The organism is Salegentibacter agarivorans (assembly GCF_900113135.1).
Lineage (GTDB): Bacteria > Bacteroidota > Bacteroidia > Flavobacteriales > Flavobacteriaceae > Salegentibacter > Salegentibacter agarivorans.
In genome coordinates this window covers 23,458-38,853 of the sequence record NZ_FOOH01000020.1, presented here as the reverse complement: position 1 = coordinate 38,853, position 15,396 = coordinate 23,458, and the positions used below count along the sequence as shown (strand labels likewise).

Here is a 15,396-nt window from a genome sequence, read left to right as displayed (position 1 = left end):
CTTATGAAAAGAGAAAATTCATTCATTTAATTAACCAGAAACGTGGTCTTATAGAACACTGGATGCGTTTTGAAATTTAAATTTAATATGAATAAATTAATATTTTTTTACTTACCATTTATTATCTGTCCGATGGTAGTTTCCGCCACAGGAAATAGTCCAGGTGAAGAAACGCTATTTTCGGAAGAATTCGTTCCGGACTTAAAACTTCCAGATAAAAATGAATTAATATCACTGGGATATTCCCCTAAAAAATCAACTTCGGAAACCCAACAGACCGTAAGGGGTGTCGTAACAGATCCCACCGGGATGCCTATACCGGGTGCGAATGTAATAGAAAAAGGAACTACTAATGGAGTAGTCACAGACTTTGATGGAAATTATGAAATAACCGTAGGATCGGATGCGGTATTACTTTTTTCCTATTTAGGTTTTTTGACTCAGGAAGTGAGTGTAGATGGACAAGCTACTTTGGAGATAGTACTTCAGGAAGATCAGGCTCAATTGGATGAGGTTGTTGTAGTGGGCTATGGTACTCAAAAACGAGAGAATATAGTTGGATCAGTTGCTACGGTCGGTGGGGAAGAAATTCAAAAATCTGCGAACCTAAATGTATCTAACGCATTAACAGGTAGAATTCCGGGAGTTGTTGCTACCCAGGGAAGTGGTGAGCCAGGCTATGATGGCTCTAATATTAGAATTAGGGGAACCAATACTTTAGGAGATAGTAGTCCCTTAGTTGTAATTGACGGTATTCCTGCCAGAGCTGGGGGTTTTGAACGATTAAACCCAGCAGATATTGCAGATATTTCTGTTCTTAAAGATGCTTCTGGAGCTATTTATGGAGCTCGAGCAGCAAACGGAGTTATTTTGGTTACCACCAAAAGAGGAAGGGAAGGAAAGGCCCAATTATCATATAATTATAATATGGGATTCACGCAGCCTACAGTAATTCCAGATCTGGCTGATGCCGTTCAATACGCTGAGATGAGAAATGACCTGGAAGTTTATAAACTTCCTGTTAATGAATGGGAACCTGCAAATAGTGCCTTTCAGTCCACAGGTGTCTATACCCGACCTGATGGAAATGAAGTATTGGCGCCATTTACGCCAGAGGAATTTGCACTCTTTCGAAGTGGAGAAGATCCCTGGAATTATCCCAATACCGACTGGTTTGGAGAAACTCTAAAAGATTGGTCTACCCAGCAAAAACATAATTTACAAATTAGTGGGGGAAGTGAAGACGTTAACCTAATAGCCTCCATTGATTATCAGGATCAAGATGCCTTTTACAAAAATTCGGCGACAAATTATCAGCAATATGGAATTCGTGTTAATATGGATGCGGAAATTAGTGATTATATAAGCACACAAATTGGAGTATTGGGAAGAGAAGAAGACAGAAATTTTCCCACCCAGGCCGCTTCAGATATTTTCCGGATGTTAATGAGAGGTAGTCCCGTTTCCAATGCCTATTGGCCAAATGGTATGCCAGGTCCTGATATTGAGAATGGTCAAAACCCTGTGGTAATCACAACAGACCAAACCGGATATAACCGGGATAAAAGATATTATTTTCAGACCAACGGGAAGGTAGTAATTGAAGCACCCTGGGTAGAAGGGCTGAAATTTACAGGTACCGCTGCTGTAGATAAATATGTTAGGCAAACTAAAACCTGGCAAACGCCCTGGTATTTATACACGTGGCAGGGGGATTATGAAGATGATGGGGAAACTCCTGCACTCATAAGAGGTCAAAGAGGGCCGGCTGAGCCAAACTTAAATCAGGGAAATGAAGATCAATTGAATATTCTCTTGGGTGGCGTATTGAGCTATGATAGAGATTTTGGAGATCATGAGATTAACTTGCTCGCAGGGGTAAATCGTGAAACCATCAACAATGAAACTTTTGGAGCTTTTCGAAGGTATTTCCTGTCAACTACAGTAGATCAAATGTTCGCGGGTGGTAGAGAAGAACTCAACAACTCAGGAAGCGCCTGGGAGCGAGCAAGGTTAAATTATTTTGGCAGAGTTGGATATAATTACAAACAAAAATATCTAGCTGAATTCTTGTGGAGATATGATGGTTCTTATATGTTTCCATCAGAGAACCGCTACGGCTTCTTTCCAGGTTTTATGCTTGGATGGCGTATCTCTGAAGAAAATTTTTGGAAAGAGAATGTTTCTGTAGTTAACTTCTTGAAATTAAGAGCTTCCTGGGGGCAAATGGGTAATGATAATGTATATTACGATGATGTGCTTCAGGAATACCAGTACTTTGCTACCTATGGACTTGGTTCATACGTTGCCGGCGGGGCTGTAAACCAAACTCTCTTCGAAAGTAGAGTCCCAAATCCACTAATTACTTGGGAGGTTGCAAATAACTATAATATAGGATTGGATGGACAGATGTTTGAGGGAGCGATTAATTTTGAATTTGATGTATTCTTAAACAAACGTTCTAATATTCTCTGGAGAAGAAACGCTTCTATACCGCAATCAGCGGGGATGACACTTCCGGCTGAAAATATTGGTGAAATTGAAAACAGAGGATTTGACTTTAATATTGGGCACAGCGGCAAGGCTGGCGAAGTTACTTACAATGTAAATGTTAATGGAGGATATGCCAAGAACAAAATTATTTTCTGGGACGAGGCGCCGGGTGCGCCAGAATGGCAACGAACTACAGGAAGAACAATAAATTCCGGTTTGTATTATATCTATGATGGAGTTTTTGTAGATGAAGAAGATATAGCCAGTAATACTCTTGATTATAGTGATATTACTAATACCATCCGGCCTGGGGATATGAAGTACCGGGATTATGATGGAGATGGTTATATTACACCAGATGACAGAGTACGTCGGGATAAAAACACCACCCCTACCTTCCAGGGCGGGCTTAACTTTGGAGCCCAATATAAAGGCTTTGATCTTTCTGTCCTTTTTCAGGGTGCAGCCGGAGGAGAAATAAGAGTTGGTACTGATGAGGCCGGATCTATTGGAAATTACCTGGAGGAACATTACGATAATCGTTGGACCGTAGAGAATCCCAGTTCGGTTCATCCTCGTATCACCGATCGTGGTAATCAATATTATTCTTATAATAATACCTATTGGCTTCAGAGTACAGACTATATCCGTTTAAAAAATGTGGAATTAGGATATACACTTCCAGTTGAAATAGGGGAAAAGATTGGAATGAGTAGTCTAAGGGTTTACACAAGCGGTTTTAATCTTATTACCTGGAGTGGCATGACTGCCTATGACCCCGAAGTGACCAACTCCATTGGACATTATTATCCACAATCTCGAATTTTGAATTTGGGAGTAGCAGTAACTTTTTAAATATTCTCGAAATATGAAAAATTATAGAATGAAAAATATAGGATATTTCCTGCTCTTACTTTTTGCAGTAGTAGGTTGTAATGACGATTTTGTAGATACCCAACCTTTAGATGAATTCTCGCAATCAGATGTTTGGGTGGATGCAGCCCTGGCAGAGGCCTTTGTACTCGAAATATACAATGGTTTAGGACAGGGAGGATTTGATGAACAAATGATGGCTTCACTATCAGATGAAGCTTTGTTTACGCACCCTGGTAGAGGGATTAATACCATCACCGAATCGCGATCTGGACCTGCGGAAAGAGGATTTATAAATTATACGTATAACTGGGGAGACCTATATGGTCGAATTCGTGCGGCTAATATCGCTTTAGAGAATTTGGAAGAGCCTGGTTTTGATGATCCAGATATGGTTAATCAGCTTAGAGGAGAAGCATTGTTTTTACGAGCGTATTACTACCATAACCTTTTAAGGATGCATGGAGGAGTACCTATCGTTGACAAGGTTTATACGTTAGATTCCGAAGACCTGGAGATTCCTAGAAATACATTTGAAGAAACTGTAGAATTTATTGTTTCAGACTTAGATAGTGCCAAACCTTTATTGGAAGGCTTAAATGTAGATGGGAGGGCTAGTATGGAAGCTGCGCTTGCTCTTAAAGCAAGGGTATTATTATACGCAGCGAGTGATCTTCACGATATTCCAACAGCCTCGGCTAACTCGTCTGATATTGCCGGTTATTCTAATCCCGAATATCTTGGTTATGTAAGTGGAAATCAACAAGACCGTTGGAGAAGAGCACAAGCTGCAGCCAAAGAGGTTGTAGATTTAAATAGAGGATATAAAATGGATCTAATTGAACCTATTTCTGCAGAAGAAGGCAAAGAAAACTATATGGCCCTTTCCCTTGGAGGTGGCAGTGTTATGGCAGATCCTGCAGCAGCTACCGAACTACTTTTTGCAAGGTATTTCGTAGCTGCAAAAAATGAATCGGGACAACAGATAGGACTTTATAATGGTCCAAATGGTTATCATAATTGGGCGGGGAATGCTCCTACCCAAAATTTAGTAGACCATTATGAGCTCATAGATGGAAATGAGTTTAACTGGAATAATTCTGAACATGCTAATAATCCATATGATAATCGGGATCCACGATTTTATGCTACTATTTTATACGATGGTGCAGACTGGAAACCCCGAACCGCAGATGTGGCTGGTAGTGATCCATTTGACCAAATCCAGACGGGAACTTATGAAGTAAAATCTGGTACCGGAGAAACCATAACACATAATGGTTTAGATACACGTAGTAGTGCCATAGAAGACTGGAATGGAACTCATACTGGATATTATGTAAGAAAATTTACCGATCCAGATCCTGCTATCGTGGATCAGAATGTTCGTCAGCAGATTCCTTTTCCCTTTCTTAAATATACAGAAGCCGTACTTAACTATGTTGAAGCTTCTATAGAACTAGGGGAAGAAGATATGGCTAAAGAATGGCTTAATAAAATTCGTTATAGAGCTGGTATGCCAGCTATTACAGCATCTGGACAGGATTTGATGGAGCAATATAGACAAGAACGTCTGGTGGAGTTGGTTTATGAGGAACATCGTTTTCATGATGCCCGGAGATGGATGATAGCACCCCAAACCCTTGGGCAACAGGTTCGTATTATTGACGTAGAAGGGTTTCTTAAACCGGGAGCCAATATCCAGATATATAGATATGACCCTTCCAGTTATAATTACGAATATGAAGTCAGAGATCTCTCACCGGGAATAGAAAACCGTGAATGGCTCGATAAGATGTATTTCATTGCAATACCAAGGGATGAGATGAATAGAAATGATCAATTGATTCAAAACCCTGGATATTAAACTAAGTGAAAATAAACGTCGGGAATTTAAGATGATAAAATCTTTTCCTGGCGTTTTATTTAAACATATTTAATTTTAAAAGATTTAGATGAAAAATTATATAGCAATTTATATATTATCCTTTTTAATATTCTCCTGTAAAAGCCACGAAACAAAACGGAGTGACACAATCAATCTATTTAATGGGAAAGATCTTTCAGGATGGCATGTGGATGTACCTAAAATGGATGAAGATCCTGGTGCTAAAAGTCCATTTATAATTAGGGACGGCTTATTGGTTAGTTTGGGTGAACCGCAGGGGCATCTAATTACAGATTCAGTATATCAAAACTATAAACTGGACGTGGATTATCGCTTTCCGGGAGAACCAGGAAATTGTGGAGTGTTAGTACATGCATCTACCCCGCGTGCTTTGTATGGTATGTTTCCAAAATCAATAGAAGTGCAAATGATGCACGAAAATGCAGGTGATTTTTGGTGTATAGTAGAAAATGTTGAAGTTCCTAACATGGAAGAGCGTAGAGGGCCCAAGGAAAACTGGGGTATAACAGAAGGAAAAGAACGCAGGATTAAAAATTTAACCGACGATTCTGAGAATGCTTTGGGAGAATGGAATAATATGGTAATTGAAAGCCGTGCAGATACTATTAAAGTATGGGTGAATGGCGATCTGGTAAATGAAGGATTTAATTCTACAGCAAAAAAAGGACATATCGCCTTACAGGCTGAAGGTGCCGAAGTAGAATTTAGCAAAGTAGAACTTACTCATTTATAAACTCAATCCCATTTTCAACCAGTATTTATTTAAGAAGTCAGAAAATTTATAAAGATGAAAAGTAGACAAAACCTGTTTATTTTACTGTTTCTTTTAGTTGTTACAATAGCTTCTTCCCAGGAAAAGCAACTTGAAGATTATACTCAGCAAATAGCAGGATCAGATTTGGTAATTGAAATGGTAGCAATCCCTGCCGGAACCTTTACAATGGGAAGTCCGGAAGGTGAAGAAAACCGCTATATGGACGAAGGTCCTGTACATGAAGTGAAAGTAGACGCTTTCTGGATGGCCAAACATGAAATTACCTGGGAGTTATATAATTTGTTTGTGAACAGGGCAATAGATGGAGTTCCACCAACTGCCAAAGCGGGGGAGGTAGATATAGTAGTAGATGCAGTCTCGGGAGCTACTATTCCTTATGTAGATATGAGCCTGGGGATGGGTACCGGTGAAGGTTTACCGGTAGGAAATGTAACCCATCATGCGGCTTCTAAATTTTGCGAATGGTTATCTGCCAAAACAGGCCATTTTTATCGGTTGCCTACAGAAGCCGAATGGGAATATGCAGCTCGTGCGGGTACTACTACAGCGTTTCATTTTGGAGATAATATAGAAGATTTGGACGAATATGCCTGGTTTTATGGCAATAGCGAAAATTCTTATCATAGAGTAGGTCAAAAAAAGCCGAATCCCTGGGGGCTTTATGATATGTATGGAAATGTAGCAGAATGGACACTAGATCAATACCTGCCAGAAGTTTATAGAACCAGGAAATCTGTAACAATAAACCCTATAGAATTTCCTGAAACTGAATATCCACGCTCGGTTAGAGGAGGCTCTTATTATGATGATGCCGAGTATTTAAGAAGTGCCGCCCGATTGGGCTCACTAGAAAATTGGAAAATGCGGGATCCGCAATTTCCTAAAAGTAGATGGTGGAATACAGATGCCCCATTTGTAGGATTTAGAATTGTAAGGACTCCAAATCCACCATCAGAAACCGATTATGAAAAATATTGGGGTTCACAAACCCCGTAACTTTAAAACAATAGAATAATGAATAACTCTAAAAAGAACCAGAAACCTGATTTGCAATCTTCAAGAAGAACTTTTTGCAAGAATACAGCTCTTTTCACAGCCGGAATGATGCTACCCGCTATGGAAATGGGGGCTATGGCAAATGTTTTTAATGATAAAACCTTAAAGATAGCAGTGGTAGGCTGTGGAGGTAGAGGTACAGGAGCAGCAAACCAGGCATTGAAGGCTGATGAAAATGTGGAATTAGTAGCAATGGCTGATGCCTTTGAAGATAGGTTGAACGGAAGCCTACAAAGCCTTCAAAAAGAATTTGAAGGAACAAAAAAAGTAAATGTTAAGGAGAAAAATAAATTTGTTGGTTTTGATGCTTATAAAAAAGCCATAGACCAGGCAGATGTGGTTATCCTGGCAACTCCGCCGGGCTTCAGGCCCTATCATTTTGAGTATGCTATAAATGCAGGCAAGCATGTGTTTATGGAAAAACCCGTGGCTACCGATGTACCTGGAATAAGAAAAGTACTCGAAATGGCCAAAGTTGCGAAAGCGAATAAACTAAATGTGGTTGTTGGTCTTCAGCGGCATTACCAAAACAATTACATCGCAATGGAAGAAAAAATTAATCAAAATGCGATTGGAAAAATAATTTCGGGCCAGGTATATTGGAACAGCGGCGGAGTATGGGTAAATCCCAGAAGAGCAGGCCAGAGCGAAATGGAGTACCAAATGCGGAATTGGTATTATTTTAATTGGCTGTGTGGAGATCATATCCTTGAACAGCACATTCATAATATAGATGTTGCAAACTGGTTTATTGGAGAATATCCCGTTTCTGCTCAGGGTATGGGAGGACGCCTTGTAAGAACAGGTTCTGAACATGGGGAGATTTTTGATCATCATTTTGTAGAATTTAAATATCCTGGGGGTGCAGTAATTTCAAGTCAATGTCGTCATCAACCTGGGACCTGGTCTAAGGTGGGAGAGGATTTTCAGGGTACAAAAGGATCTGTTCATATGAATGATGCAGGTGCTGCTAGTATTACAGATATAGAAGGTAATAATATCTTTGAATACAGAAACCGAAGGGATCCAAACCCCTATCAGGTAGAGCACGATAAACTCTTTGCTTCCATAAGAAATAAGGAGGTTATAAGTGATGCGGAAAATGGAGCAAAAAGTACCATGACTGCCATCATGGGAAGAATGGCTACCTATTCAGGTCAAATAATTAACTGGGATGAAGCTTTAAAATCAGATAAAGTTTTAATGCCAGAAGAGGTAACCTGGGAGTCTACTCCTCCAACTGTACCGGGTAAAGATGGACTATATCCAATTCCAACCCCAGGTAAAACAGAGATAATTTAAAATTTGCAAAATATATTTTTAATAACGAGCATATGGAAATTTCTGTATGCTCGTTTTTTTTTATTTTCCCGTACTAAATAGCGATATACCTATTAAAGAAATTAAATATAGGATTTTGATAATTTTTGTGATATTTTGATATCTTAAAAAGTCGGGATGACAGGGCTATTAGACCCTTCCCAGTATACCTTTAAATTCAGTACTTTTCTTAATTTTCTTTCCTTCAGGTAACCGATTAGGTAACTTTAAGGTTAATATTAATCAAATGTAAAGAAAATTAATAAGTTTTTTAAACATTTTATTTGAAAAAAATTGGATCGTTTTGTTAATCCTACTCGGTTGAAAAATTTTAGTGACTGCTTAGAAAATTATGATGACAGGTTTTTATGTTGAAAATGAAAAACCTAAATACTCTAATCCTAAACGTAAGAAATTTGATATAAAATTTAATAGCGATCGTTCTGCCTATGCAAAATGGAACCAATATAATCTTGTGGATGAAAAAAATAAGTATTACTTAAGTAGTGAATCAAGACTAATGCAAAAAGAAGACGATCAGTGGAAGATTATTAACGTGATATCTTTTTGGGATAGGGTAAAACCTATAAACCCACTTGAAATTGAAAGTCAGTTTAAGGATTAATTCATTCCCTTAAATCAAAAAGACTGTTGATAAATCCAAAATGCGGCAAATATCCTCCGCATTTTGGATTTTTAATTTAGAATTTAACCATTAATTCATTGAACGATACTCACTAGGTGTAATACCAGTTTCCTTTTTAAACATTCGGTTGAAATGCTGGGGGTATTTAAAACCCAGTTCATAAGCGATTTGGCTTATTGATTTATCTGCTTCGAATATCTTTTCTTTTGCGATATCTATTAGCTTAAGGTGAATATGATCCATTGCCGATTTACCGGTTTCCTTTTTGATTAAATCTCCAAAATAATTTGAAGAAAGGTTTAATTTATCAGCAAAATAAGCTACTGAGGGTAATCCTAATTTCGTCGGATTTTCAGAATGGAAGTATTCATTTAATAATTTCTCAAAATTGGAAAGAATACCTTTATTTAAATTTTCCCTGGTAATAAACTGCCTGTCGTAGAAACGTTCACAGTAGTTCAGTAGTAATTCAATATTGTTGGCTACGATGGTTTTACTGTGCTTATCAATATTCTGATCGAGTTCATAATCGATTTTTAAGAACAGTTCTTTTATTATTTGCTCTTCTTTTTTAGAGACATGTAAGGCTTCATTAAGCTCATAGGAAAAAAAGTTATATCTGTGAATGTTTGCTGCAAGCGGGGTGCCTTTGATGAATTCCGGATGAAAAAGTAGGGCAAAACCTTTCGGATTGTAATCTTTTTGGCTTTTTATTCCCACTACCTGCCCGGGCCCCATAAAAACTAAAGTCCCTTCTTCATAATCATAATTATTTCTTCCGTACTGGAGCTGACCACAGTTGACACCCTTTAAGAATATGGCATAAAAACCAAAACTGAAATTACCGCTAGGCAATGGCCTGGCGGTTGAACTGTCAAAAGCCGTTATTAAGGGATGCCTGGTGGGTATCTCCTTAAGTTCATTGTATTGAGAAATGGTATCTACTTTAACTAAATCCTTCATTTTTATAGTTTCTATAATTTCATAACAAATATACCAATCAGATTATTGGTAAATTAGAAGAACAGAACACATCAGTAAAAATGGTAAGGATATCAGTATTTTATATACAAAGTATGGTTATTTATTAATCGATATTTGTATAGAAATGAGTATTTATCCTTATTCAGGTATATGTTCAATTCAAAAAATAAAGAAGAATGACATTAAAAACACATATTAAACCTAAGACATTATCTTCTGCTTTTAAGAGGATTTTAGTATTGCTAAGTTTTATTATTTTTTCCTGTGGGGTTAAACCTAATGGGGAATTAGTTATTGCAGAGCAAGGAAGTTTTGCCGCTGGAGGCACGGTAAAAAAGAGTCCTGGAAGCTTTGATCCTGTTGAGCACGGAGCATTCAATCCGGGTAACCAAAGTACGGCAGGACAAACCATTCATGGTGACCACGCTACGGTTTTTTATCAAAAACCTGTAAACGCTCGCGAATTACCACTAATATTTTGGCACGGGTTCGGCCAATCGATGAGAACCTGGCAAACTACGCCCGATGGCAGGGAGGGATTCCAAAGTATTTTCCTTCGGAAACGCTTTCCGGTTTACCTTATCGATCAACCCAGAAGAGGATTAGCCGGAAGGAGCACAGAACCTACCACAATTTCGGCAAGTACCGATGACCAGTTGTGGTTTGGTATCTTCAGATTGGGAATGGGGACGGAATTTTATGAAGATGTACAGTTCTCAAAAGATCCCGAAGCTTTAGATCAGTTCTTCAGACAAATGACGCCTGATACCGGACCCTTGGATATTGAAGTAAATATTGATGCTGTTTCTGCTTTATTCGATAAAATTGGTCCTGGTGTGCTGGTGACCCATTCCCATAGCGGTGGACAGGGCTGGCTCACAGCCTTGGAAAATGAGAATATAAAGGCTATAGCGTCTTATGAGCCCGGAAGCAATTTTGTGTTTCCGGAAGGAGAGGTGCCTGAGCCTATGCCTTATTTAGGCGGTGAATTAAGTGCCAGGGGAGTTCCAATGTCGGAATTCGAACGCCTTACCGAAATTCCGATTATCATCTATTTTGGAGATTATATCCCTGAAGAAGAAACACAAAACCCAGGTAAAGAACAGTGGCGTGTAGCCCTTGCTATGGCCAGAAAATGGACAGATGTAGTAAATGAACACGGTGGAGATGTTACGCTGGTGCCTCTACCTGAGATTGGGATGAAAGGAAATACGCATTTCCCAATGTCAGATTTAAATAATCAGGAAGTGGCCGATCATTTATTCGAGTGGCTGCAGGATAAAGGCCTGGATTAAAAAATATTAAACCTTAAAAAATATACTATGAAACTCATAAAAACATTTTATTTAATCACTATGATAACCTTATTTTCCTCACAATGGTTGATGGCCCAACCTGAAATTTTTCCAAAGGGAGAAAAAGCACCCAATGTTCATCATACCGGTGATGTTTGGTTAAATCACCTGGCTGAGGCTGATGAAAATTTTGATTTTAATGTCGTACAGGCAACAATGGCAGCCGGTTCAAAGCTGAATTGGCACCTTCACCCCAAAGGCCAACAATTATATATCACAGACGGAGTAGGTTACTATCAGGAAAAAGGAAAGGAAGTCCAGGTAGTAAAACAGGGGGATGTGATAAAATGTGAACCTGAGATAGAACATTGGCACGCTGCTACACCCAACACCCCGGTTACCTATATTGCAATAAGTGGAAATGCCCCAACAAAATGGACTGATACCATTACTGCGGAAACCTATAATGCTATCAAGGCTCCGGAATTATCAAGTTCGGATACTGAAAAAGAAATCAAAGAACTTTCCAAAAAGAAATGGGATTGGATGGCCGATAAGGATGTTGAGAAACTTGAAAAGCTATTTCACGATAAAGCAAAATTTGTACATATGAGCGGTTCCTGGAAGAAAGATCGGGAACTGGAAATTATAGAAACTGGGAGCATTTGGTATAAAAAGGCTGAAGTACATGATGTAGCCGTGGAGACCTTTGGAGATGATACTGCAGTTTTATGGAACCGAATTACACTTACCGCCCATGTTCGGGGAAATGATGTGTCCAATGAATTTACCGTGACAGAATTTTATAAAAAAGAAAGTGCCCATTGGAAGTTACTCGATCTCACATTTAGTAGTGTTCGGGATGACCATGAAATTCAAAAATAAAACTATTAGCTATGACAAAATTTAATATCAAAACAGTAATTATTGGAGCATTTTTATTGCTGAACGGTATCGGAGCTACTGCTCAAAATACTGACAAAGAACAGAAAATGATCGAGCTTTCCGAGAAGAAATGGGAATGGATGGCTGATAAGGATGCCGATAAACTTGAAGATTTATTTCACGATAAATCTCAATTTGTCCATATGGGCGGAAGCTGGGGAAAAGACCGTGAAGTTGAGGTTATTCGTAGCGGTGGTATACACTATAAGAAAGCAGATATTCATGAAGTTTCTGCTGATATTATTGGCAATACAGCTATTGTATCCAGCCGAATTACCTTATTGGCAGTGGTAGGTGGTAATGAAGTAACTAATCCTTTTATAGCCACCGAAGTGTATGTGAAAGAAGGTAAAGATTGGAAATTAGCAAACCTTTCTTTTGTAAAGCAACTTTCTAGTCCTAATGAAGATTGAAAAAGCAGGGATGAAACTCCCTAAAGTATTGTTGATATTATTTTTAGCAATATTCTGTATTAGTTCTTATGGCCAGGAAAAAAATGAGGACCAGGATGTTGAAGACGATCTACGCTAATAAAAAGGCTTATCAGTCACATTTAGAAACACCCCCATTTTAAATCTTGTAAAGAAAAAACGAGAAGTATGATTGATACCCTCGAATTAATTGATATGTAAGCTTTAGATAAATAAACAATGCCTCTAATTTTTAATAAAATTAAAAACTATTATTAATTAAAATTTTAGTCTCAATTAACTATTGAAATTAATGAACAAGAGTTTAGTTGTCATATTATCATTCCTAATTTTTGCAGTAGAAATGAATTGTGCTAATTCTCAGAAGAAATTATCTGTAGGTTCAGAGAAGACCCTTATTGTATACCTGTCCCGAACCAATAATACAAAAGTGGTAGCCGAGTTAATTCAGAATAAGGTGGGTGGTAAACTGGTAGCCCTTGAAAAAGAAAACCCTTACCCCGAGGATTATCAAAAAATCGTGGACCAGGTAGATCGTGAAAATGAAGAAGGATATCTACCTCCCTTAAAAACCAAAATTGAGGATCTTAAAAAATATGATACGATCTTCATAGGCTTTCCTACCTGGGATATGCAAATGCCACCACCAATGAAATCCTTTTTAACTGAAAATGATATAAGTGGAAAAACCATAATTCCATTTAACACCAATGCCGGATTTGGAATAGGCCAGGGTTTTGAGCAATTGCGAAAGCTATGTCCTGAAAGTGATATTCTTGAAGGTTTTTCGGTAGAGGGAGGCTATGAAAAAAGAGGGGTGTTCTTAGCCATTGAAGGAGAACGTGAAGAAGAAGTTTCAGATCAGGTTGATACCTGGTTGCAAAAAATTGGACTACTATAAAAACTGTCCTGATAACTATTGAATCTTAAAATTAAAAAAATGAACTATAATTTTAGAAGTATACTTTTTTGTTTGTTGATAGTAGTTCCTTTAACTATTTCAGCACAATCGGAAAATGAAAAGTTAAGTCCTACTGAATATAGTATTGCCAGAATTTCTGCTGCTACTGCTACAGGAGATCTTGAAACTTTAGAAGATGCCTTGAACGAAGGTTTGGATAATGGACTTAGCATTAATAAGATAAAAGAGGAACTTGTTCATCTGTATGCATATACAGGTTTTCCCAGAAGTCTTATGGCCATCAATACGCTAACCGATGTATTGGAAGATAGAAAGGAAAAGGGAATTGAAGACGAAGCGGGGGAAAAACCTAAAGACTTAAAAGAAGGGAATAAATATGAAATAGGAAAAGAAGTTCTGGCTGATCTAACCGGAGTGGAAAATCGTCCAAAAGCTGGTTATGCCAAAACAGTTCCAATCATTGAAGTGTTTTTAAAAGAACACCTCTTTGCAGATATTTTTAAACGAAGAGTCTTGAGTTACAAAGAGCGGGAAATTGCCACGGTAGCCGCTCTTTTAAGTATGGGAGGTGCTGCACCTATGGCTACAGGTCATATTAAAATTAGTATGAGGCACGGTGTGACGGAACCACAGATACTCCAGATTGTGAAGATGATTGAAACCGAAATAGATGAAGGAACAGGTCTTGAGAGTAGGGAAGTTGTTGCCGCACTTATCTCCGGGGAGCGTACTGAAACGAAAGCCGCAACTGATGACGGTGAAAAAATATATCCACGAGGGGAAAAAATAGAAAACCCTGTTTTTACAGGGAATGCGTGGGTAAATTTTTTAGTAACAGCCGATGAGGTAAATAAGAATTCTGTAGGTGTAGTAACTTTTGAACCCGGAGCCAGAACTTTTTGGCACCGGCATCCCAACGGGCAGATTATACTTGCGCTTTCAGGGGAAGGCTATTACCAGGAAAAGGGGAGTCAAAAAGTAATAATGAAAAAAGGAGATGTAGCAAAATGCCCGGCAGATACGCCTCACTGGCACGGCGCTGGTCCGAATGACGACTTTGTGCAAATAGCCATTACCAGTAGAGTTGATGGCCCAACGGAATGGGAAGATGAGGTTTCAGATTCTCAGTATAAGAATTAGAGCAATAAAATTAAATAGAGGTGAATTTTTATAAAATGCTTTAATATTTCTAAGCTTAAGTCTCAATTTATTAAGTTTTACAAGTTAGAAGGATTATTTTTTATACTTTAATAGGCTTTCAACTAAATATACATAACTATGGCGCAATTCGATTTAAATATTAACGGTAAGAAACACTCGGTAGATGTAGACCCGGAAACTCCCTTACTTTGGGTGCTACGGGATAATTTAAAATTGGTTGGTACAAAATATGGCTGTGGAATTGCTCAATGTGGCGCATGTACCGTACACTTTAATGGTTCTGCTGTAAGATCCTGCCAGGTTCCAATTTCTGCTGCCCAAGAAAATGAAATAACTACTATAGAAGGTTTATCCGAGAACGGAGACCATCCTGTTCAAAAGGCCTGGTTGGAGCACGATGTCCCGCAATGCGGGTATTGCCAGGCGGGGCAGATTATGGCAGCCACGGCACTTTTAAAGAATAATCCCAGTCCCAGTGATGCAGAAATAGAAGATGTAATGAACGGAAATATTTGCCGCTGCGGAACTTATAACCGAATTAAAGCCGCTATCAAATCAGCGTCCCAAACCGTATAATTAAAACCTG

Annotated in this window: 14 protein-coding genes; 13 read left to right on the top strand and 1 reads right to left on the bottom strand. The window is 38.5% G+C overall.

Annotated elements, in window-relative coordinates:
• Positions 1-87 precede the first annotated feature (87 nt).
• The 6 genes from BM084_RS13955 (at position 88) to BM084_RS13930 (ending at position 9,051) form a co-directional block, all read left to right on the top strand.
• Complete coding sequence (locus BM084_RS13955; RefSeq protein WP_245764382.1) at positions 88-3,348, top strand: SusC/RagA family TonB-linked outer membrane protein; 3,261 nt, start codon at positions 88-90, stop codon at positions 3,346-3,348.
• Positions 3,349-3,376: 28 nt separating this feature from the next.
• A complete protein-coding gene (locus BM084_RS13950) occupies positions 3,377-5,233 on the top strand; it encodes a RagB/SusD family nutrient uptake outer membrane protein (RefSeq protein ID WP_245764381.1) in 1,857 nt (618 codons plus the stop codon).
• An 88-nt stretch (positions 5,234-5,321) separates the two neighbouring features.
• Positions 5,322-6,008, top strand: coding sequence for a 3-keto-disaccharide hydrolase (locus tag BM084_RS13945; protein WP_093305593.1), 687 nt, complete (start codon positions 5,322-5,324; stop codon positions 6,006-6,008).
• Positions 6,009-6,062: 54 nt separating this feature from the next.
• The gene (locus BM084_RS13940; RefSeq protein WP_075326672.1) at positions 6,063-7,046 is read left to right on the top strand and encodes a formylglycine-generating enzyme family protein; all 984 of its coding nucleotides are present in this window, start codon (positions 6,063-6,065) and stop codon (positions 7,044-7,046) included.
• 18 nt (positions 7,047-7,064) lie between these two features.
• Positions 7,065-8,408, top strand: a complete 1,344-nt coding sequence (locus BM084_RS13935) for a Gfo/Idh/MocA family protein (protein WP_093305591.1) — start codon at positions 7,065-7,067, stop codon at positions 8,406-8,408.
• A 370-nt stretch (positions 8,409-8,778) separates the two neighbouring features.
• Positions 8,779-9,051 carry a hypothetical protein gene (locus tag BM084_RS13930; RefSeq protein WP_143083667.1) on the top strand — a complete coding sequence of 91 codons (273 nt, stop codon included), beginning with the start codon at positions 8,779-8,781 and terminating at the stop codon, positions 9,049-9,051.
• Positions 9,052-9,141: 90 nt separating this feature from the next.
• Here the strand turns inward: BM084_RS13930 and BM084_RS13925 are convergent, their stop codons facing one another.
• A complete protein-coding gene (locus BM084_RS13925) occupies positions 9,142-10,035 on the bottom strand; it encodes an AraC family transcriptional regulator (protein WP_093305587.1) in 894 nt (297 codons plus the stop codon).
• Between the two features lie 197 nt (positions 10,036-10,232).
• Between BM084_RS13925 and BM084_RS13920 the strand changes: the two genes are divergently transcribed.
• The 7 genes from BM084_RS13920 to BM084_RS13895 all read left to right on the top strand — a co-directional run bounded on the left by BM084_RS13920 (position 10,233) and on the right by BM084_RS13895 (position 15,386).
• Positions 10,233-11,351, top strand: coding sequence for an alpha/beta hydrolase (locus BM084_RS13920; RefSeq protein ID WP_177195715.1), 1,119 nt, complete (start codon positions 10,233-10,235; stop codon positions 11,349-11,351).
• A gap of 27 nt (positions 11,352-11,378) precedes the next feature.
• The gene (locus tag BM084_RS13915; RefSeq protein WP_093305585.1) at positions 11,379-12,236 is read left to right on the top strand and encodes a DUF4440 domain-containing protein; all 858 of its coding nucleotides are present in this window, start codon (positions 11,379-11,381) and stop codon (positions 12,234-12,236) included.
• An 11-nt stretch (positions 12,237-12,247) separates the two neighbouring features.
• Positions 12,248-12,709, top strand: a complete 462-nt coding sequence (locus BM084_RS13910) for a nuclear transport factor 2 family protein (protein WP_177195714.1) — start codon at positions 12,248-12,250, stop codon at positions 12,707-12,709.
• A complete protein-coding gene (locus BM084_RS19550; RefSeq protein WP_262506681.1) occupies positions 12,699-12,827 on the top strand; it encodes a hypothetical protein in 129 nt (42 codons plus the stop codon). The genes BM084_RS13910 and BM084_RS19550 overlap by 11 nt, the downstream gene beginning before the upstream one ends.
• A 192-nt stretch (positions 12,828-13,019) precedes the next feature.
• A complete protein-coding gene (locus tag BM084_RS13905; RefSeq protein WP_093305583.1) occupies positions 13,020-13,628 on the top strand; it encodes a flavodoxin family protein in 609 nt (202 codons plus the stop codon).
• Positions 13,629-13,667: 39 nt separating this feature from the next.
• The gene (locus BM084_RS13900; protein ID WP_093305581.1) at positions 13,668-14,789 is read left to right on the top strand and encodes a cupin domain-containing protein; all 1,122 of its coding nucleotides are present in this window, start codon (positions 13,668-13,670) and stop codon (positions 14,787-14,789) included.
• A 138-nt stretch (positions 14,790-14,927) separates the two neighbouring features.
• Positions 14,928-15,386 (top strand): (2Fe-2S)-binding protein, encoded by a 459-nt coding sequence (locus BM084_RS13895; RefSeq protein ID WP_093305579.1) that lies wholly within the window; start codon positions 14,928-14,930, stop codon positions 15,384-15,386.
• Positions 15,387-15,396 lie beyond the last annotated feature (10 nt).